The organism is Klebsiella sp. C349492 (assembly GCF_042055345.1).
GTDB lineage: Bacteria > Pseudomonadota > Gammaproteobacteria > Enterobacterales > Enterobacteriaceae > Klebsiella > Klebsiella scottii.
This window is the reverse complement of the sequence record NZ_JANQCE010000005.1, coordinates 406730-428014: the sequence shown is the minus strand read 5'-3', so window position 1 is coordinate 428014 and position 21285 is coordinate 406730. Positions and strand designations below refer to the sequence as shown.

At 57.4% G+C, this 21285-nt stretch carries 17 protein-coding genes; 13 read left to right on the top strand and 4 right to left on the bottom strand.

Annotated features, from left to right (window positions below):
* Window position 1 precedes the first annotated feature (1 nt).
* From rng to tldD, 3 genes are all read left to right on the top strand, one after another.
* Window positions 2–1471 carry a ribonuclease G gene (gene rng, locus NWP14_RS19870; RefSeq protein ID WP_041147457.1) on the top strand — a complete coding sequence of 490 codons (1470 nt, stop codon included), beginning with the start codon at window positions 2–4 and terminating at the stop codon, window positions 1469–1471.
* Between the two features lie 123 nt (window positions 1472–1594).
* Window positions 1595–5395, top strand: coding sequence for an AsmA2 domain-containing protein YhdP (gene yhdP / locus NWP14_RS19865; RefSeq protein WP_375215854.1), 3801 nt, complete (start codon window positions 1595–1597; stop codon window positions 5393–5395).
* 212 nt (window positions 5396–5607) lie between these two features.
* Complete coding sequence (gene tldD, locus NWP14_RS19860; RefSeq protein WP_095100006.1) at window positions 5608–7053, top strand: metalloprotease TldD; 1446 nt, start codon at window positions 5608–5610, stop codon at window positions 7051–7053.
* Between the two features lie 85 nt (window positions 7054–7138).
* On the opposite strand, the gene aaeR is transcribed toward tldD, so the two are convergent.
* Window positions 7139–8068: an HTH-type transcriptional activator AaeR gene (gene aaeR, locus NWP14_RS19855; RefSeq protein WP_346430602.1), complete on the bottom strand. Its 930-nt coding sequence runs from the start codon at window positions 8066–8068 to the stop codon at window positions 7139–7141.
* A gap of 131 nt (window positions 8069–8199) precedes the next feature.
* Here aaeR and aaeX point away from each other — a divergent pair, with 131 nt between their 5' ends.
* The 4 genes from aaeX (at window position 8200) to NWP14_RS19835 (ending at window position 11747) form a co-directional block, all read left to right on the top strand.
* Window positions 8200–8403, top strand: a complete 204-nt coding sequence (aaeX, locus tag NWP14_RS19850; protein WP_004868260.1) for a p-hydroxybenzoic acid efflux pump operon protein AaeX — start codon at window positions 8200–8202, stop codon at window positions 8401–8403.
* Between the two features lie 7 nt (window positions 8404–8410).
* Window positions 8411–9343 (top strand): p-hydroxybenzoic acid efflux pump subunit AaeA, encoded by a 933-nt coding sequence (gene aaeA / locus NWP14_RS19845; protein ID WP_095100000.1) that lies wholly within the window; start codon window positions 8411–8413, stop codon window positions 9341–9343.
* 5 nt (window positions 9344–9348) lie between these two features.
* Window positions 9349–11316 (top strand): p-hydroxybenzoic acid efflux pump subunit AaeB, encoded by a 1968-nt coding sequence (gene aaeB / locus NWP14_RS19840; protein ID WP_095099997.1) that lies wholly within the window; start codon window positions 9349–9351, stop codon window positions 11314–11316.
* Between the two features lie 155 nt (window positions 11317–11471).
* Window positions 11472–11747 (top strand): barstar family protein, encoded by a 276-nt coding sequence (locus NWP14_RS19835; protein ID WP_095099994.1) that lies wholly within the window; start codon window positions 11472–11474, stop codon window positions 11745–11747.
* A gap of 49 nt (window positions 11748–11796) precedes the next feature.
* Here the strand turns inward: NWP14_RS19835 and yhcN-B are convergent, their stop codons facing one another.
* The 3 genes from yhcN-B to argR all read right to left on the bottom strand — a co-directional run bounded on the left by yhcN-B (window position 11797) and on the right by argR (window position 13255).
* Window positions 11797–12063 (bottom strand): DUF1471 family stress response protein YhcN-B, encoded by a 267-nt coding sequence (yhcN-B, locus tag NWP14_RS19830; protein WP_095100131.1) that lies wholly within the window; start codon window positions 12061–12063, stop codon window positions 11797–11799.
* Between the two features lie 104 nt (window positions 12064–12167).
* Entirely contained in the window at window positions 12168–12431 is a 264-nt protein-coding gene (gene yhcN / locus NWP14_RS19825; protein WP_095099991.1) for a peroxide/acid stress response protein YhcN, read from the bottom strand.
* A gap of 353 nt (window positions 12432–12784) precedes the next feature.
* Window positions 12785–13255: a transcriptional regulator ArgR gene (gene argR, locus NWP14_RS19820; RefSeq protein WP_041147448.1), complete on the bottom strand. Its 471-nt coding sequence runs from the start codon at window positions 13253–13255 to the stop codon at window positions 12785–12787.
* A 415-nt stretch (window positions 13256–13670) separates the two neighbouring features.
* On the opposite strand from argR, the gene mdh reads away from it, so the two are divergent.
* The 6 genes from mdh to NWP14_RS19790 all read left to right on the top strand — a co-directional run bounded on the left by mdh (window position 13671) and on the right by NWP14_RS19790 (window position 21256).
* Window positions 13671–14609, top strand: a complete 939-nt coding sequence (gene mdh, locus NWP14_RS19815; protein ID WP_095099988.1) for a malate dehydrogenase — start codon at window positions 13671–13673, stop codon at window positions 14607–14609.
* 247 nt (window positions 14610–14856) lie between these two features.
* Entirely contained in the window at window positions 14857–15756 is a 900-nt protein-coding gene (locus tag NWP14_RS19810; protein ID WP_065907145.1) for a helix-turn-helix domain-containing protein, read from the top strand.
* Complete coding sequence (locus NWP14_RS19805; protein WP_375215853.1) at window positions 15753–17186, top strand: arabinose isomerase; 1434 nt, start codon at window positions 15753–15755, stop codon at window positions 17184–17186. Before NWP14_RS19810 ends, NWP14_RS19805 begins: the two co-directional genes overlap by 4 nt.
* An 18-nt stretch (window positions 17187–17204) precedes the next feature.
* The gene (locus tag NWP14_RS19800) at window positions 17205–18605 is read left to right on the top strand and encodes a sugar isomerase (protein WP_095099981.1); all 1401 of its coding nucleotides are present in this window, start codon (window positions 17205–17207) and stop codon (window positions 18603–18605) included.
* A gap of 170 nt (window positions 18606–18775) precedes the next feature.
* Entirely contained in the window at window positions 18776–20224 is a 1449-nt protein-coding gene (locus NWP14_RS19795; protein ID WP_095099978.1) for a sugar porter family MFS transporter, read from the top strand.
* Window positions 20225–20233: 9 nt separating this feature from the next.
* Window positions 20234–21256 carry an alcohol dehydrogenase catalytic domain-containing protein gene (locus NWP14_RS19790; RefSeq protein ID WP_375215852.1) on the top strand — a complete coding sequence of 341 codons (1023 nt, stop codon included), beginning with the start codon at window positions 20234–20236 and terminating at the stop codon, window positions 21254–21256.
* Window positions 21257–21285: the final 29 nt, after the last annotated feature.

Sequence of the window (21285 nt, the reverse complement as noted above, 5' to 3'; positions counted from 1 at the left end):
GATGACGGCTGAATTATTAGTTAACGTAACGCCATCGGAAACGCGCGTCGCGTACATTGATGGCGGTATTCTGCAGGAAATTCATATTGAGCGCGAAGCGCGGCGTGGGATCGTAGGCAATATCTACAAAGGTCGTGTCAGTCGGGTGCTGCCGGGGATGCAGGCGGCTTTTGTAGATATTGGTCTGGACAAGGCCGCATTTCTGCACGCTTCGGACATTATGCCGCATACCGAGTGCGTCGCCGGGGAAGAGCAAAAGCAGTTCACCGTGCGCGATATTTCCGAGCTGGTGCGTCAGGGCCAGGACCTGATGGTACAGGTGGTGAAAGATCCCCTTGGCACGAAGGGCGCCCGTCTGACGACCGATATCACCATCCCTTCCCGCTATCTGGTGTTTATGCCAGGGGCCTCGCACGTTGGGGTTTCCCAGCGTATAGAGAGCGAAGCGGAGCGCGAGCGGCTGAAGAAAGTTGTCGCCGACTACTGCGATGAGCAGGGCGGATTTATCATCCGTACGGCGGCTGAAGGCGTACACGAGCAGGAAATGGCCGCCGATGCCGCCTACCTCAAGCGCGTCTGGACGAAGGTGATGGAGCGTAAGAAACGCCAGCAGACCCGCTATCAGATGTACGGCGAACTGGCGCTGGCTCAGCGCGTGCTGCGTGATTTTGCCGATGCCCATCTTGACCGCATTCGCGTCGACTCTCGCCTGACCTACGAATCGCTGCTGGAGTTCACCGCCGAATATATGCCGGAGATGACCAGCAAGCTCGAGCATTACAGCGGCCGCCAGCCGATCTTCGATCTCTTTGACGTGGAGAACGAAATTCAGCGCGCGCTGGAGCGTAAAGTGGAGCTGAAGTCCGGCGGCTACCTGGTTATCGATCAGACCGAAGCGATGACCACCGTCGATATCAACACCGGGGCCTTCGTCGGCCACCGCAACCTTGACGATACTATCTTCAATACCAACATTGAGGCGACCCAGGCGATTGCCCGCCAGCTGCGGCTGCGTAACCTCGGCGGGATTATTATCATTGATTTCATTGATATGAATAATGAAGATCACCGCCGCCGGGTGCTGCATTCGCTGGAGCAGGCGCTGAATAAGGATCGGGTGAAAACCAGCATCAACGGCTTCTCCCAGCTTGGGCTGGTGGAGATGACCCGTAAGCGCACCCGCGAAAGCGTGGAGCACGTGCTGTGTAAAGACTGCCCGACCTGCCACGGTCGCGGCACGGTAAAATCGGTTGAAACGGTATGTTATGAAATCATGCGCGAGATCGTGCGCGTACATCATGCCTACGACTCGGATCGTTTCCTGGTCTATGCTTCTCCTGCCGTCGCGGAAACCCTGAAAGGGGAAGAGTCGCACGCGCTGGCGGAAGTCGAAATCTTTGTCGGTAAACAGGTCAAAGTGCAAATTGAACCGCTCTATAATCAAGAGCAGTTTGATGTGGTGATGATGTAATCATCTGGGTTGCCCTCGTTCAGCCTTTCGGGCGCGGTGATGCATTGGCCGGCCGGCACGAATGAACCCAGCGCTGAGGGGCAGCTGAAGGATGAGGTGTAATAGTTTGACAAGGAGAGATGCGTGAGGCGACTGCCCGGGATATTACTGCTCACCGTGGCAACATTGATTGTTGTCATCGCACTGCTGGTGAGCGGTCTGCGTCTCGTGTTGCCGCAGCTTGACGCATGGCGTCCCCAGCTGCTGGAGAAAATCTCCGCGATCTCCGGCTCTCCGGTCGATGCTTCACGGCTGAGCGCCAGCTGGCAGAATTTTGGCCCCACGCTGGACGTCCGCGATGTCAAAGCCGGCCTCAAAGATGGCGGCGAGCTGTCGGTTAAACGCGTCACCCTCGCGCTGGACGTATGGCAAAGCCTGCTTCACATGCGCTGGCAGTTTCGCGATCTCACCTTCTGGCAGTTAAAAATTCACACCAACACGCCGATCCAGACCAACGATGGCGGCGAGAGCCTGAAAACCGACCATATCGGCGATCTGTTCCTGCGCCAGTTCGATCACTTCATTCTCCGCGACAGCCACCTGAGCTTCGTGACCCTCTCCGGCCAGCGCGCCGAGCTGGCCATTCCGCAGCTTACCTGGCTGAACGGTAAAAATCGCCATCGCGCGGAAGGCGAGCTGAGCCTTTCCAGCCTGAACGGCCAGCACGGGGTGATGAAGGTGCGGATGGATCTGCGTGATGAAAACGGCCTGTTGAACCAGGGGCGCGTATGGCTGCAGGCGGATGATATTGACGTGAAGCCGTGGCTGGGCCGCTGGATGCAGGACAATATTGCCCTGCAAAGCGCGCGTTTTAGCCTTGAAGGCTGGATGAGTATCGACAAAGGCGATATCGCCGGCGGCGACGTGTGGCTGAAAAAAGGCGGCGCCAGCTGGCAGGGGGATACGCAGCCCCATCGGCTGGCGGTGGATAACCTGACGGCGCACATCTTCCGCGATAAGCAGAGCTGGGGCTTCCACATCCCCGATACGCGAATCTCTATTGATGGCAAGTCCTGGCCTCGCGGGGCGCTGGCGATGGCGTGGATCCCGGCGCAGGACGTTGGCGGGGACGGCCATTCCCGGAGCGACGAGCTGCGTATCCGCGCGAGCAACTTTGAGCTGAACGGTCTGACCGGGCTGCAGCCTTTTGCCGATAAGCTGGCGCCTGCGCTCGGCGAAATCTGGCGTACCACCCAGCCAAACGGCAAAATTAATCTTCTGGCGCTGGATATCCCGCTGCAGGCGGCGGAAGAATCCCGCTTCCAGGCCAGCTGGAGCGATTTCTCGTGGAAGCAGTGGAAGCTGCTGCCCGGCGTGGAGCATTTCTCCGGCAGCGTCGCCGGGAGCGTAGAGAACGGCTCCCTGCATGCCAGCATGACGCAGGCGAAAATGCCCTATGAAACGGTATTTCGCGCGCCGCTGGAAATCGCTCAGGGCGACGCGACCCTTAGCTGGGTGAAAAATGAAAAGGGCTTTATGCTCGACGGGCGCAATATTGACGTCCAGGCAACCGGCGTGCGTGCCCGGGGCGGTTTCCGCTATTTACAGCCGCAGGGTGATGAACCGTGGCTGGGCATTCTGGCAGGGATCAGCACCAATGACGGCGGTCAGGCGTGGCGCTATTTCCCGGAAAACCTGATGGGCAAAGAGCTGGTGGACTACCTCAGCGGCGCGATTCAAGGCGGCCAGTCCACCGATGCCACGCTGGTTTACGGCGGCAACCCGCACCTGTTCCCCTATCTGCACAACGAAGGCCAGTTCCAGGTTTCCGTACCGCTGACCAATGCCACCTTCGCTTTCCAGCCGGACTGGCCGGCGCTGACCGGTCTGGACATCAACCTCGACTTTATCAACAACGGGCTGTGGATGAAGGCCGATAAGGTCATGCTCGGCAAGGTGGCCGCCAGCAACCTTGATGCGGCGATCCCTGACTATTCGCGGGAAAAGCTGCTGATCGACGCGGATATCAACGGTGCGGGCAAAGAGGTTGGCCCTTATTTCAAAGAGACGCCGCTCAAGGAGACGCTGGGCGCCGCGCTGGATGAGCTGCAGCTGGATGGTGGTGTGAGTGCTCGCTTACATCTCGACATTCCGCTGGACGGTGAGCTGACGACCGCCAAAGGCGACGTGAATCTCAAGAATAACAGCCTGTTTATCAAGCCCATCGATGCGACGCTAAACAACCTGAGCGGTAAGTTCAGCTTTGTGAACGGCGATCTGAAAAGCGAGGAGATGAGCGCCAGCTGGTTTAATCAGCCGCTGAATCTTAATTTTTCCACCACCGAGGGGCCGAAAGCCTTCCTGGTTGATGTGGGAATGAACGCCAGCTGGCAGCCGTCGCGAACCGGCCTGCTGCCGAAAGCTATCGATGGAGCGCTGAGCGGCAGCTTGCCGTGGGACGGCAAGGTGGCGATTGAGCTGCCGTATCGCGGCAGCGCAAGCTATAAGGTCGATATCAACGGCGATCTGAAAAATGTGAGCAGTCACTTACCTACACCCGTAGACAAGCCGGCAGGCGAAGCGTTGCCGGTGAAAATCAACGTCGCGGGCGGGCTAAACAGCTTTGATTTGACCGGCTCCATCGGCGCCAAAAACCATATCAACAGCCGCTGGCTGCTGAACCGCAAGCTGACGCTGGATCGGGCGATTTTAACCTCCGACAGCAAGGCCGTTTCTCCGCTCCCCGAGCAGGCTGGCGTAGAGCTCAATATGCCGCCGATGGATGGGGCGCAGTGGCTGGCTCTGTTCCAGGGCGGTGCGGCCAATGAGGTCAGCAGCAATATCATCTTCCCCGAGCGAATTACCCTGCGAACGCCGTCGCTGACCTTTGCCGGGCAGAGCTGGAATAACGTTAGCCTGGTCTCGCGTCCGGAGGCCGGTGGTTCGAAGGTTGAAGCACAGGGGCGGGAAATTAACGCTTCCCTGACGATGCGTCAAAACGCCCCGTGGCTGGCGGCCATTCGCTACCTCTACTACAACCCGGCCGCCGCTCAGAAGAGCGATGCGGCGCCGGGCGGCAGCAATCCTTTAGCCGATAGCCGCATCGATTTTCGCGGCTGGCCGGATCTTCAGCTCCGCTGCGCGGAGTGCTGGCTGTGGGGGCAAAAATACGGGCGTATCGACGGCGACTTCGCGATTAGCGGCGATAAGCTAACCCTTGCAAACGGGCTGGTGGATACCGGCTTCGGCCGTCTGACCGCCGATGGCGTGTGGGTCAATGCGGCAAACGGCGTACGCACGTCGTTGAAAGGTAAGCTCCACGGCAATAAAACGGACTCTTTCGTCGGCTTCTTTGGCGTATCAACGCCGGTGAAAGGCTCGTCGTTTGATGTCGACTACGATCTGCACTGGCGCGCGCCGCCGTGGCAGCCGGATGTGGCCTCGCTTAACGGGGTTCTGAAAAGCCATCTTGGAAAAGGCGAGTTTACCGACATTAGCACCGGTCACGCCGGGCAGCTGCTGCGCCTGCTAAGCGTGGACGCGCTGCTGCGTAAACTGCGTTTCGACTTCAGCGATACCTTCAGCGAAGGGTTCTATTTCGATTCGATCCGCAGCACGGCATGGATTAAAGATGGCGTAATGAATACCGATGATACGCTGGTGGATGGCCTGGAGGCGGATATCGCGATGAAAGGCTCGGTGGACCTCGTGCGCCGCCAGCTGGATCTGCAGGCCGTTGTCGCGCCGGAAATCTCGGCGACCGTCGGCGTGGCGACGGCCTTTGTGATTAACCCGATCGTCGGCGCCGCCGTTTTTGCGGCCAGTAAGGTGCTGGGGCCGCTGTGGAACAAAGTGTCTATCCTGCGCTATCGCATCACTGGTCCTATCGATCAGCCGCAAATCAATGAAGTGCTGCGTCAGGCGCGTAGCGACAAAAAGCAATGATTTGACGATTGCGGGGAATTATCGCACTCTCAATATATAGCGTTCTATACCCGTTATATTTCAAGCTACAGATGCGTTGGCTACGCTTGTTCGCCCCGGTCGCATGGTTATTCTGTGCTGCCGGCGGACTCTCAGCTGGCGCCTTTCTGCAACCTGAACTATTTAGGGTACCTATTTCCGCCAGACAGGCGGCAACAAATGAGTAGCAAACGATGAGTCTGAACCTGGTAAGTGAACAATTACTGTCGGCAAACGGCCTGAACCATCAGGACCTTTTTGCCATTCTTGGCCAGCTGGCCGAGCGCCGTCTTGATTACGGCGATCTCTATTTTCAGTCGAGCTATCACGAATCCTGGGTTCTGGAAGACAGCATCATCAAAGATGGTTCGTATAATATCGATCAGGGCGTCGGCGTTCGCGCGGTAAGCGGCGAAAAGACCGGCTTCGCCTATGCTGACCAAATCAGCCTGCTGGCGCTGGAACAAAGCGCGCAGGCGGCGCGTACCATCGTACGCGACAGAGGCGACGGTAAGGTTCGCACTCTTGGGGCGGTGGAGTATAGCCCGCTGTATGCCAGCATCGATCCGCTGCAAAGCATGAGCCGTGAAGAGAAGCTGGACATTCTGCGTCGCGTAGACAAAGCGGCGCGGGCCGCCGATAAGCGCGTGCAGGAAGTTTCTGCCAGCCTCAGCGGCGTGTATGAACTGATCCTGGTTGCGGCGACCGACGGTACGCTGGCGGCGGACGTTCGACCGCTGGTACGCCTTTCCGTCAGCGTGCTGGTGGAAGATGATGGCAAACGCGAGCGCGGCTCCAGCGGCGGCGGCGGACGTTTTGGCTACGACTATTTTCTCGGCAGCGAAGAAGGCGAGGTTCGTGCCGACGCCTGGGCAAGAGAAGCCGTGCGCATGGCGCTGGTTAATCTGTCCGCCGTTGCGGCCCCGGCCGGCATGCTGCCGGTGGTATTAGGCGCGGGCTGGCCCGGGGTATTGCTGCATGAAGCGGTAGGCCACGGCCTGGAAGGCGACTTTAACCGTCGCGGGACCTCGGTATTCAGCGGCCATATGGGCGAACTGGTGGCATCAGAGCTCTGTACCGTGGTAGATGACGGCACCATTGCCGATCGCCGCGGTTCGCTGGCGGTTGACGATGAGGGAACGCCGGGTCAATACAACGTATTGATTGAGAACGGTATCCTCAAAGGCTATATGCAGGACAAGCTCAACGCCCGCCTGATGGGCGTTGCGCCTACCGGTAACGGCCGTCGCGAGTCCTACGCGCATCTGCCGATGCCGCGTATGACCAACACCTACATGCTGGCGGGTAAATCGACGCCGCAGGAGATTATCGAATCGGTTGATTACGGTATCTTTGCGCCAAACTTCGGCGGTGGTCAGGTTGATATCACCTCCGGTAAGTTTGTTTTCTCCACCTCTGAAGCCTATCTGATTGAAAAAGGTAAGGTGACCAGGGCGGTGAAAGGCGCGACGCTTATCGGCTCCGGGATTGAAGCCATGCAGCAGATTTCAATGGTGGGGAACGATCTGAAGCTGGATAGCGGCGTTGGCGTTTGCGGTAAAGAGGGCCAGAGCGTGCCGGTTGGCGTCGGCCAGCCGACGCTGAAGGTCGATAAGCTCACCGTCGGCGGCACTGCCTGAGTCTCTTCAATACGCCTTCGCATTCGTCGAAGGCGTAACCTTTCCTGTACTTACCCCGCAGCGCGTTATCTCCAGCGGCCACCGGCTAATGGTCGAGCCCGCGGCCGTGCATTCCCTGATAAATTTTCGCCACCTCGACAAAATATTCGGTCAGGTAGTTAATGCACACTTGTACCTTCAGCGGCAGCTTGTCCTTTTCGGTGTACAGCGCGTACACCGGGCGGGGATCCGACTGGTAGCTTGGCAGCAGGATCTCCAGCTCCCCGCGGTTGATCTCTTCGATCGCCCACATTAGCGGAACGTAAGCGACGCCGACGCCGGCGGTCAGCCAGCGCACCAGGGTCATCGGATCGTTAGTGACGAAGCGCCCCTGGGGGATCAGCTTCGTCGAGATCCCTTCCGGGGCGATGATTTCGAATTCGTTATCCGGACGCACGCTGTATTCAAGCCAGGAGTGGCTGGCGAGATCCGCCGGCTTTTCCGGGATCCCCGCCTGCTGAAGGTAGCTCTTTGCCGCACAGAGCAGCATCGGCATCGACCCCAGACGACGTGAGAAGAGGCTGGAATCCTGCAGCGCGCCGACGCGAATAACCACGTCCAGACCGTCGGCAATCAGGTCCGGCGCCGGGATCCCGGTGACCAGATTGACCGACAGTCCGGGGTACTCTTTGAGCATGCCTGCGGTAATATGGGCCAGGACATTCTGTGCCATAGTTGAAGAGCAGCCGACGCGCAGCGTGCCGATGGGCGTGTTGTTAAACGCGTAAAGCTGCTCATGCACGTCCTGGGCTTCAAGCAGCATTCGGCGGCAGCCCTGGTAATAAATTTTCCCGGCTTCCGTTAAGGCAAGGCTACGGGTGCTGCGGTTGAGCAGCTTTACCTGCAGCTCATCTTCCAGCCTGGATACGATCTGGCTGATTGAAGAAACGCTCATCTGGAGCTGGCGGGCCGCGGCGGTAAATGAACCCAGTTCTACCACTTTGGCAAAAACGGACATGCGTTTTAGTCGTTCCATTGTTCACTCTGACTTAAAAGTGATTTAGATCACATAATATAGATCATGCTGCAATTGTTACGTTACTATATTGTTAGCTACATAATAAATGCTTCACGCTTACCACCTGCACGCTTCTTATCAAGGTCATCATGAGTCTGTTTCCTGTCATCGTGATTTTCGGCTTGTCGTTTCCGCCGATCTTCTTTGAGCTGTTAATATCGCTGGCCATTTTCTGGCTGGTGCACCGATTGCTGGTTCCTACCGGTATCTATGACTTCGTCTGGCACCCTGCACTGTTTAATACCGCGTTATATTGCTGCCTTTTTTATCTGATATCGCGTTTGTTCGTTTGAGGTTGATGTGAAAACACTAACAAGAAATATCTTCCGTACCGCAATCACTGTGATACTGGTTATCCTGGCATTTGTCGCAATTTTTCGCGCGTGGGTATACTACACCGCATCGCCGTGGACGCGCGACGCGCGCTTTAGCGCCGACATCGTGGCCATCGCTCCCGACGTCTCGGGGCTGATTTCGCAGGTTAATATCAAGGATAACCAGCTGGTTAAGCAAGGTCAGGTTTTATTCGTGATTGACCAACCGCGTTACCAGAAGGCGCTTGAAGAGGCCGAGGCCGACGTCTCCTATTATCAAACTTTGGCCCAGGAAAAACGCGTTGAAGCCGGGCGTCGTAATCGGCTCGGCGTTCAGGCAATGTCCCGGGAAGAGATAGATCAGGCCAATAACGTCCTGCAAACGGTGGAACACCAGCTGGCGAAATCGGTAGCCAGTCGCGATCTGGCGAAGCTCGATCTTCAGCGGACGGTTATCCGCGCGCCGGCCGACGGCTGGGTGACCAACCTCAACGTCTACGGCGGTGAATTTATTACCCGCGGCTCTACGGCGGTGGCGCTGGTGAAACAGGATACCTTCTACGTGATGGCCTATCTCGAAGAGACCAAGCTGGAAGGCGTGCGTCCGGGCTTCCGGGCGGAGATTACCCCGCTGGGCAGCAGCCGCACGATCAAGGGAACGGTTGACAGTATTGCCGCCGGGGTGACCAACGCCAGCAGCAGCAGCGATGCAAAAGGCATGGCCTCCGTGGACTCGAACCTTGAGTGGGTGCGCCTGGCGCAGCGCGTACCGGTGCGAATTCGCCTCGATCGGCAGCAGGGGAATATCTGGCCGGCGGGGACCACCGCAACGGTGGTGATCACCGGCAAAGAGGACCGCGACGCCCGGCAGGCGAATTTCTTCCAGAAACTGGCCATGCGCCTGCGTGAGTTTGGTTAATCGTCATGGGGATCTTCACTATTGCCCCCCGGCATCTCCGCTTCGCCGTTAAGCTCGCCTGCGCGGTGGTGCTGGCGCTCTTTGTTGGCTTCCACTTTCAGCTGGAAACCCCGCGCTGGGCGGTGCTGACGGCGGCGATCGTTGCCGCGGGTCCGGCATTCGCGGCCGGGGGTGAGCCCTATTCGGGCGCCATCCGCTATCGTGGGATGCTGCGTATTGTCGGTACCTTTATCGGCTGTATTGCGGCGCTGGCCATTATCATCCTGATGATTCGCGCCCCGCTGCTGATGATGCTGGTGTGCTGCCTGTGGGCCGGATTCTGCACCTGGATCTCTTCTCTGGTGCGGGTTGAAAACTCCTACGCCTGGGGGCTGGCGGGCTATACCGCGCTGATCATTGTTATCACCATTCATACCGATCCGATGCTGGCGCCGCAGTTTGCCGTCGAGCGCTGCAGCGAGATTGTGGTCGGTATTGTCAGCGCCATTGTGGCGGACCTGCTGTTTTCGCCGCGGTCGATCAAAAAAGAGATCGACCTGGAGCTGGATAACCTGCTGGTTGAACACTATCGCCTGATGCAGCTCTGCGTGGCGCATGGCGACAGCGAAATCGTGGATAAAGCCTGGGGAGCATTGGTACGCCGGACCAGCGCGCTGGAAGGTATGCGCGGAAACCTGATTATGGAATCCTCGCGCTGGGCGAAGGTCAACCAGCGCCTGAAGGCGATTAATACCCTCTCCCTGACGCTGATTACCCAAGCCTGCGAGACCTACTTAATCCAGAATTCACGCCCGGAAATGGTGACGGATGATTACCGCGAGCTGTTCGCCGAGCCGGTTGAGAACGTGCAGGATGTACATCGACAGCTGAAGAGAATGCGCCGTTTTCTGACCTGGAAAGGGGAGCATAATACGCCGGTAACGATCTATAGCTGGGTCGGGGCCGCGACGCGCTATCTGTTGTTAAAAAGGGGCGTTGTCGGCAATACCAAAATTAGCCGTATTGAAGATGAAGTGCTGCAGGGCGAAGTGGTGATGAAAGCCGAGTCGGCCGAGCGCCATCATGCGATGGTGAACTTCTGGCGCACCTCCATTTCGTGCATTCTCGGCACGCTGTTCTGGCTCTGGACCGGCTGGACCTCCGGCAGCGGGGCAATGGTGATGATCGCGGTGGTCACGGCGCTGGCGATGCGTCTGCCGAACCCGCGCATGGTGGCACTGGATTTCCTCTACGGGATGCTGGCGGCTCTACCGCTGGGGGCGTTTTTCTTCCTCGTGATTATGCCCGCGACCCAGCAAAGCATGCTGCTGCTGTGTATTAGCCTGGCGGTGATGGCATTCTTCATTGGGATTGAAGTACAGAAGCGGCGGCTGGGATCGATGGGGGCGCTGGCCGGCACCATCAATATCCTGGTGCTGGATAACCCGATGCAGTTCCAGTTCAGCCAGTTCCTTGACAGCGCGTTAGGCCAGATAGTTGGCTGTTTCCTCGCGCTGATGGTTATCCTGCTGGTGCGAGATAATTCGCGGGCGCGCACCGGGCGCGTGCTGCTCAATCAGTTTGTCTCGGCAGCGGTCTCATCGCTGACCACCAATACCGCCAGGCGCAAAGAGAACCATCTGCCGGCCCTCTATCAACAGCTCTTCTTATTGTTGAACAAGTTCCCGGACGATATTGCCCGTTTCCGCTTAGCGCTGACGCTGATTATTGCCCATCAGCGCCTGCGGGATGCGCCGGTGCCGGTTAATGACGATCTGTCGGCATACCATCGCCAGCTGCGTCGTACTGCGGATCACGTAATCTCCGCAGGCAATGATGACAAGCGTCGGCGCTATTTCTCCCGCCTGCTCGATGAGCTGGATATTTATCAGGAGAAGCTGCGGCTCTGGGAAGCGTCGCCGCAGGTGACGGAGCCGGTCCGACGGCTGGTGGAGATGCTGCGCAAGTATCAGCATGTGCTGACGAATAGCTAAAGACCAAAACCGACGCCTGAAGCGTCGGTTTTTTTATCGCTATACTTACTCATCAACGGGACCCCTTCGATTCAGAAATATAAGGATGGCAAAGCGACCGTCCGGCGGTATGGTATTTAGCGGGGAATGGCGGCGGGTTTAAGCGGGGGCGGGCGATGACGGTCTACACGTTTGATTTCGATGATATAGCGGAACAGCAGGATTTCTATCGTGAGTTTTCCCGCGTCTTTGAGCTGAGCCGGGAGAGGGTAAACAACCTGGACTCGCTCTGGGAAGTGACCACCGGCGGCCTGCTGCCGCTGCCGTTGGAGATTGAGTTTATTCATTTGAGCGATAAGCAGCGTCGGCGCTTTGGCGCTTTGATTTTGCTGTTTGATGAAGCGGAAGAAGAGCTGGAAGGGGAATTACGTTTTAATGCCAGACAGGCATAAAAAAGCCCCCGACGGGCGGGGGCAAGTCGTCGGATAAGACGACGAGGGTTTATTTGTACAACTCAGCCGTAGCGTGCCAGGTATCGCCGGTACGGGCTTCAATAATACGGTAGCTGCTGGCGCCTTCTTTAGCAGCCTTAGCCGCCAGTTCCTGGCGCATATCCATCGGCGCGCTGCCTACCTGCGAGACAGAAACGGTGCCCATAGACTGTAGGTTTTGAGCCTGTTCGGCGTTGACCTGCTGTACGGCGGCGCTTGCGCCGAAAGAGAGTACGGAGGCCAGGCCCAGGGATGCGATGATCATTGCAGTTTTCATAATTTTTACTCCAACCATGTTGATTGCAGCGGCGGGAGGTTTGTTATGTACCTGGGCCGCTGGAGATATTCTGTATTCAGTGAATAACCGATAAGCGTTAAAACTTATTTATAAAGTTCTGCCGTCGCGTGCCAGTGGTCGCCGGTGCGCGCTTCGATGATGCGATAGGAAGAAGCCCCTTCCTCCTGCGCTTTTTTGTTCAGCATTTCATGCATATCCATCGGGGAAGCACTTACCGCGCCGACGGAAACGGTGCCGATTGGCTGACGGCTTTGAGCCTGATCGCTGTTGATTGAATCAGCGGCGAAAGCGCCAAAAGAGAGTACGGACAGGATACTGAGTGCAGCTACGGTTGTTTTGATTTTCATGATGTTCACCTCGTCGAATCTTATTACTGAGAGCTCTTTGTTTCGTGACCCTCATCACAAAATCAAGTATACACTAATCACCAAAAATATTAATACCGTGCTAATTGTTTTGTGTGTAAATAATTACATAGAAATGTCTTTTTTATAACGTATAAGAATTAGAAATGTCATTTATTAGCCACGGGTTCCCGCTATTTCTAATAAAATCATAAGGATGGATGTATTTGATATTTTGTGCGTTTTCGGCCCTTTCATTCAGTAAAGGAATGTATAGGAGTGAAAAACCACACTAAATGTTAAAGAAATGCTGCATTTTTTGAAGGGCCCTCCGGCGTCAGCCAGAGGGAGAGGGCTTAGAGTTCTTGTTCAAACAGGACCAGAATCGCGTCGTGCAGATCTTTGACGGTAAATCCTCTGGCCGGGGTGGTAAAGATGGTGTCATCACCCGCGATACTGCCAAGGATGCCTTCCGCTTTACCCAGGGAGTCGAGAAGACGCGCGATGAGCTGCGCTGCGCCTGGGCTGGTATGGATAACCACGACGGCATCGTTATAGTCGATGTCCAGGACCAGGTTTTTCAGCGGGCTGGAGGTTGTCGGAACGCCAAGCTCGGCAGGCAGACAGTAGACCATTTCCATTTTGGCATTACGGGTTCGTACCGCGCCAAATTTTGTGAGCATGCGAGAAACTTTCGATTGGTTGATATTATCGAAACCTTCTTCCTGCAGCGCCTGGACGATTTCACCTTGAGAGCTGAATTTTTCTTCTTTAAGCAGCAGTTTAAATGCTTTAACCAGTTCTTCTTGTTTTGCCGAACTTCGCATAAGTCACCCAGATTATGGTGGTAAAAACAACATCATTATGCATAATCATGAATTTTTATGCAAACAATCCGCAAGGGGATAAAGTAAATAATGTTATGAAGGGGGCATATTTTAGCAAATAACCCTGATAAGGAACATGCCTTCATCACAGCGCGTAAATAGCTGTAAAAGTAAATTAAATGTTATGAGATTGGTGTTGTTTTGCCGAACAGGCTGGGTGTATTGTAACCACTAGTCGGTCCGGTACTACGTTTTGCTGGATGGCCAGTCTCAGGGATGAAAATGCGAAGCGGATGCATCGCTGCGCACCAGAACGCATTCTTCAACCATACTTATTGTAATTGTTCATCTTGTGAATTAAGGTCCAGGCGACGGAGTAACGAAAGACGATATTAACCATAATAAGGAGTTTAGGATGAAAGTTGCAGTCCTCGGCGCCGCTGGTGGAATAGGCCAGGCGCTTGCCCTACTACTTAAGACCCAACTGCCTTCAGGTTCAGAACTCTCGTTGTACGACATCGCTCCGGTAACTCCGGGCGTGGCGGTTGATCTTAGCCATATCCCTACCGATGTAAAAATCAAAGGTTTCTCCGGTGAAGACGCGACCCCGGCGCTCGAGGGCGCTGATGTGGTGCTGATTTCCGCTGGCGTTGCGCGTAAGCCAGGCATGGATCGCTCCGATTTATTTAACGTTAACGCCGGTATCGTGAAAAATCTGGTTCAGCAGATTGCCAAAACCAGCCCGCAGGCCTGCATCGGTATTATTACCAACCCGGTGAACACAACGGTGGCTATTGCGGCGGAAGTGCTGAAAAAAGCCGGCGTTTACGATAAGAACAAGCTGTTTGGCGTGACCACGCTGGACATTATCCGCTCTAATACCTTTGTCGCTGAGCTGAAAGGTAAATCCTCATCCGATGTCGAAGTGCCGGTTATTGGCGGCCACTCGGGCGTCACTATCCTGCCATTACTGTCACAGATTGCTGGCGTAAGCTTCAGCGAACAAGAGGTGGCAGACCTCACTAAACGCATTCAAAACGCCGGCACTGAAGTCGTTGAAGCTAAAGCCGGTGGCGGATCGGCAACGCTCTCTATGGGTCAGGCGGCAGCCCGTTTTGGCCTCTCCCTGGTCCGCGCGATGCAGGGTGAGAAGGGCGTGGTGGAATGCGCCTATGTTGAAGGCGATGGTCAGTACGCTCGCTTCTTCTCACAGCCGCTGCTGTTAGGCAAAAATGGTGTGGAAGAGCGCCATTCGATAGGCACGCTCAGCGCCTTTGAACAGCAGGCGCTGGAAGGCATGCTTGATACGCTGAAGAAAGATATCGCCCTGGGCGAAGATTTCGTTAATAAGTGATCGTTCTGATTTGCGAATGATGTAAACGAGCGGGCAGCCTTGCCCGCTCGCTGTTTTTAAAGCCTCCGCCGTTTCGCCCCGCTGTTGATTGTTATCAAAATGTGATCGCCTCTGCAACTTCGGCAATCCCTTCCTGATTCTTGATTTTTTGGTCACGCCCCGCCCGAATTTCCACCCGGCTCTTAAGGCGGCCCGGCTTTTGGCTGGCTTATATTGATTCCATCTTGCCGCCATCACCGGGAAAAACATGACCTCCTTAATGCTCAAGCGCAGTGATTACTTCACTAGTGCCGCCCATCCGGTGGCGGTGGAGCACCGCTGCCCGCAGGATATCTTTCCTCTGCATCGCCATGATTTTGACGAAATCGTTATTGTCTGGCGCGGGAACGGATTACACATCTGGAACGGACTGCCGTACCGCATTACCTACGGTGATGTGCTGTATGTGACCCAGCAGGATAGCCATTACTATCAGTCGGTCGATAACCTCGAGCTGGGCAATATTCTGTTTTGCCGCGACCGCCTGCGCCTGGGCACCGACTGGCACAATCTGCTGCCCGGCACGGAAACCCACCAGCAAAGCCGTAGCTGGCGATTAACCCGGGAGTCGCTGGCGTTGATCCGCCAGCACGTCGAGCGTCTGGCCGGCGAGTGCGGCAGGCGGGACCCCGTTTCTTTACGCCTGAGCGAGTCGATATTTCTCGAACTGGTGCTTCTGCTGATGCGCCACCGCTACGCGCCGGACAAGCTGGCCTCTCACGCCCGCCAGGATATCGATCTGGTCATCGCCAGCCTCGGCTCGCGGCTGAATGAGAAATTTGAGCTGGAATCCCTCTGCGCGCAGCATCAGCTCTCTCCGCGTTCGGTGCGCGACGCCTTCAAACAGATAACCGGTATGACCATCAGCCGCTACCAGATGCAGCGCCGCCTGTGCCGCGCCATAACGCTGCTCGGCACCAGCGAACTCTCCATTGCAGAAGTGGCGGCGGTGAGCGGCTTTAGCGACAGCAACTACTTCTCGGTCATCTTTCAGAAAAGCTTTAACCAGTCCCCCAGCCACTGTCGACGAGCGCTTCAGGCGCGGGGGCTGGGACGCGGACATTTTCCTTTCTCAGACGATTTATCCTCATCAGGAGACAACCTATGAACGCACCCGCCACGCTTAATACCGCGCTGTTTGGTATCGGGCTCAACACCTACTGGCCGCAGTTCAGCGGCCTCGAACAGCGCCTGCTGGGCTATCTGCAGGAGATTGAAGAGCAGCTCTCTGCGCCGTCGCTGACTGTGCTGAACGGCGGGCTGGTGGATTCGCTGGAGAAAAGCGATGCGTTGGCCCTGCGCCTCAGGCAGTTTTCGCCGGACGTCATCGTGATCGCCATCAGCACCTATGCCCTGAGCTCCACGGTGCTGCCGCTGGTGCAGCAGTTCAGCGTGCCGGTGCTGATCCTTGCCCTCCAGCCGGAGTGCACGTTGCCGTACAGCGTGATTCGCGATCTGCCCGATCGCGGGGCGCGCACCGGCGAGTGGCTGGCGCATTGCCAGGCGTGCAGCGCGCCGGAGCTGGCGAACGTCTTTAATCGCGCCGGGATCCACTGGGAAATGATCGTCGGAGCATTGCACAACGATCCCCACGTCTGGCGGGAAACCCGCGCCTGGCTGACGGCGCTGACGCTGAAAAAGCAGCTGGCGCAGACGCAGATTGGCGTGCTCGGCCATTACTACAACGGCATGTACGACGTCTATTCCAACATGACGAACCTCTCGGCGAAGCTGGGCGTTCGCTTCCAGCCGCTGGAGATGTGCGAGCTGCTGAGCTGGCGCGAGCAGGTTTCCGACAGGCAAATAGAAGAGAAGCGGCGGGAAATAAGGGAAAAGCTGGTCATCGATGACGGCTGTGATGAGCAGGAACTGCTGCGGGCAACGCACACCGCCGTCGCCCTCGACGACCTGGTCCGGGAAAACAAACTGCACGCGCTGGCGTACTACTACGAAGGCTCGCCGGGCAGCGCCCATGAAAATATCGTCACCTCGCTGATTCTGGGCAATACGCTGCTTACCGGGCGGGATATTCCGGTCGCCGGAGAGTACGAAGTTAAAAACGTTATCGCGATGAAAATTCTCTCTTTACTCGGTGCCGGAGGCTCGTTTGCCGAGCCTTACGGCATTGATTTCGATGATGATGTCGTGCTGTGGGGGCATGACGGCCCGGCTCATCCGGCGATGGCCGAGGGTGAAGTGCGCCTGGTGCCTTTGCCGGTTTATCACGGTAAGCCCGGCAAAGGGATCTCGATCCAGATGAGCGTACGCAACGGGCCGGTCACCTTCCTGTCGGTGGTGGAGGACGTTAACAACCGGGTGATTTTGCAGTACGCCGAAGGAGAATCGCTGGCGGGAGAAGTGCTGGATATCGGCAATACCAACAGCCGCTACCGCTTTGCCTGCGGCGCCCGGGCCTTCACCGAAAGCTGGTCGCGCGGCGGGGCGGCTCATCACTGCGCCATCGGTATCGGGCACCACGGTGCGACGTTTGAAAAGCTCGCCAGCCTGCTCGGCGTGACGGCTACCCGGATTGTATAACCGCAAAGGAGAACCTTTATGAGTGCAAAAATTGGTATTTTCGCCATCGGCCTTGAAGCGTACTGGCCGCAGTTTTCGGGCATGAAAGAGCGGCTGATGGAGCATCATCAGCGGCTGCTGGAGAAATTCTCGCCGCGCGACGTCGTTGCCGCAGGCATGGTGGACAATCCGGCAAGGGCGCGGGAGGCGGGGCTGCGCTTTCAGGCGGAAGACGTGGATATTATTTTCTGCCACCTGACAACCTACGCCTCGTCCGAGTCCCTGCTGCCGGTAGTGCGCGCGCTGGGCAACGTGACGCTGGTGCTGCTGAACGTGCAGTCGGTTCCCGCGCTGGATCTGGACCAAACGCAGACGATAGACGACTGGCTGGGCAAAGGCTGTACCTGCGCCGGGCTGCCCGAAATGACCGCCGTGCTGCGCCGTTTCGAGCATCCTTTTGCGGTGGTTTCCGGCTACCTTGAAGGAGATACCATCCTTGATGAGAAGATTAGCCAGTGGTGCGACGCGGCCAACGCCTGCCGTCGCCTGAAGTCGGGGAACATCGGCATTCTTGGCCGTCCGTATCCGGGGATGATGGATCTCAACGTCGATGAGACGCAGATTTTCCGCACCTTCGGCAGCTACGTGAAGCATCTGAACTGGGAAGATATCGCAGCCAATATCGCCCACGGCTTTAACCAGGACGACATCGAGCGGGCGGGCCGGGAAGTGAAAGAGGTTTTCCGTCTGCCGGAGGATCTGGATGAGCAGCATCTGACCTCAATGATTGAGGTCTATCTGGCCACCCGCAGGCTGGTTGATGAGCACCGGCTGATTGCGCTGTCGAACCACTTCGAGGTGCAGCCCAGCGGCTATATGCACCAGATTATCTCCGCGTCGAATCCGGTCTTCTCCATGCTGACCCGGCAAGGGATCGCCTGCCCGGTTGAGGCCGACGTCAAAACGGCGATCGCGCTGACGCTGATGAAATCCCTGGCCGGCAGCGCAACGCTGACCGAGCTGTATTCGATGGATTTTAATCAGGATCTTTGCATCGTCGGGCACAGCGGGGCGGGCGATCCGGACATCGCCGATGAAAAATCCCTGCTCAAAATGAGCTCCGTCTTCCACGGCAAGCCGGGCAGCGGTTTTCTGACCCAGTTTACCCCGGCCACCGGGCCGGTAACCCTGGCTTCCGTTACTCAGGGGGCCGACGGTCAGTACATGCTGGTGCTGGCCGAGGGCGAGCTTGTGGAAGGCAAAACGCTGCAGCTTGGGGATACGAACGCCCTGTTCCGCTTCCGCAAAGGGCTGCGCGCTTTTGTGGATGACTGGTCCGCCTGCGGCCCGACCCATCACTGCGCGATGGGACGGGGATACCACGCCCAGGCGTTTCATAAACTTGGGCAACTGTTGAAGATCCCTGTCCACGAGGTGTGATCTTCAGGCGCACGATCGTCCTGATCCAATTGCTGTCGCGCGCCGTACGACCTGTGGGAAGCCCGCTTTCTCCCATTTAATCCTTACTTTTTTGTGATACCCGCTATCGCCTGGCCTCCCTTTGCCGAAATTTGGCCCGGGGAGCCTGACTATTCTCTTGTGAGGTTAATATGAACACGTTATCGACCCCTCCCACGGCCGTCGCCCACGGCAGACGCTACAGCTTTCTGGTCGCCATCGGGGCAAGCATCGGCGGCCTGCTGTACGGCTACGACACGGGCATTATTGCCAGCGCCTTGCTCTTTCTGCGCGAGGATTTCGCCATCGCGGACAACGCCTTTATGCAGTCGGTGGTCACCTCCGCCACGCTTCTCGGCGCGATATTTGGCGCGCTGCTGACCGGCCCGCTCTCGGATCGTCTGGGGCGGCGCAGAACCGTCATCGTCATCTCAATACTGTTTGCTTTATTCGCTCTGGGCTGCGCTTTAGCGACCTCCCTCAATATGCTGATTGTCATGCGTTTTTTGCTTGGTCTGGGCGTCGGAGGCTCCTCGCAAATTGTTCCGATGTATATCGCCGAGCTGGCGCCTGCCCATCGGCGGGGCGCTCAGGGCGTGCTGTTCCAGATGATGATCTGCGTCGGCACGCTGCTGGCCTACGCCGTGGGCTATCTGCTTGGTCCATCCGGGGCCTGGGAGTGGATGCTCGGGCTGGCGGTTATCCCGGCGGTGATTTTTATCGTGATGATGCTGTATCTGCCGGAAAGCCCGCGCTGGCTGGTGGGCAAGCAGCAGGCTAAACGGGCGGAGGAAATCCTCGTCCGCGTAGGGCGCACCGGGCACGAAGCCGCTCAGGAAGTAAAGGAGATAGAGCGGCTGCATCAGGACCAGCAGTCGAGCTGGAGAGAGCTGTTCCAGCCCTGGGTGCGGCCCGCGCTGGTCGCCGGTCTGGGCATCGCTATTTTCTCTCAGGCTACCGGCATCAGCGCCATCATCTATTACGCCCCTTCCTTGCTGGTGATGGCGCAGTTTGGCAAGTCGGTGGCGATCCTCGGCTCCGTCGGGATCGGCGTGGTGCTCACGGTATTCACCCTGTTAGGGATTTGGCTGCTGGACGTGCTCGGGCGGCGGCGCCTGATGCTGATTGGCCTGCCCGGCGCGGTGGTGGTGCTGGCGGTGATGTCGATGCTGCTGCCCTGGTCCGCCCACGCGCAGGAGCTGCTGAGCGACGGCCATAAAATTATCGTGCTGGCCTGCCTGCTGGGATATTTCGCCTTCAACGGCGGCAGCCTGTCGGTTGTGACCTGGCTGTACTGCGCCGAAATATTCCCCCTTGGCGTGCGGGGAAAAGGCACGGCTTTGTGCTCGTTTGCGCTGTGGGTCGTCAATTTCCTCGTCACCCTGCTGCTCTATTTCACGGCGGATGCGCTTGGCATCGGCCTGGTGTTCGGCGCGCTGGCGGTGGTCAATGCGCTCGCCTGGGTCTTCGTGTGGCGCTACGCCCCGGAGACGCGGGGGAGAACGCTGGAGGATATCGAACAGAGCCTGCTTAACGGGCAGTTCAATTCGCGCAATGCCGCTTCTTCGGGCGTTTTGCTCAATAAAATCAACTCAGACTGAGAGGTCGTTATGGAATTAAAAACGGATATTCCGGACAGCCAGCGCGCGCTGTTCCTGATGGCGAAAGAAACCCTTGAGCTACAGACTACCGCCGTGCCGCAGCCGCAGGCCGGGGAAGTGCTGCTGAAAATCGGCTCGGTCGGCGTGTGCGGTTCAGATAAGCATTTTTACTTCGACGGGCGCTGCGGCAGCGAAATGATTACCGCGCCGATGATTATGGGACACGAGTTTGGCGGTGCGATTGTGGCGGTGGGGCAGGGAATTTCGCCGCACCGCGTCGGGCAGCGCGTATCGGTGGATCCGCTGGTACCCTGCGGCCGCTGCCGGCACTGTGTGCAGGGCAATTATAATATCTGTCCGACGCAGAAGTTTTTCGGCGTGCCGGGCACCTACGGCGCCATGCAGCAGTATTTGTGCGTCCCTTCAGGCAACGCGCACGCTATCAGCGACGCCATTAGCGACGGCGCGGCGGCGATGGTCGAAACGATTTCAGTCGCTCTGGCAGGGGCGCAAAAAGGACGGATTGGCCTGGGTTCCCGGGTGTTAGTTACCGGCGGCGGCCCGGTGGGGTTATTCGCCGTTCAGGTCGCTAAAACGCTGGGCGCCACGGAAGTGGTGCTGGTTGAGCCTCAGGAGGGGCGGCGCAAAATTGCCCATGAGCTGGGGGCTGAAACGCTGAGCACTCTGGCCGATAACGACAGGCAGTACGACGTGCTGCTGGAATGCACGGGCGTACAGTCCGTGCGCCACGACGCCTGTCTGAGCGTACTTTCCGGCGGGCGGGCAATCATAATCGGCGTGGGTGAACAGGTGGGCGGCTTTCCCATGTCGGCAGTGATAGAACGTGAAGTCACCATTCATGGGGTTATGCGCTATAAATTCACCTGGCCTGCGGTTATCGCGGCGCTGGAGGAGCAGAGGCTGAACGCCGATATTTTGATAAGCAGACGTTTGCCGCTGGCGCGCGCCCAGGAAGCATGGACGCTCCCGATGACGAATGAAATTAAGACGATGATCGACGTTAACGCCTGATTGACGTTAACGTCAGTATCAAAAACTAA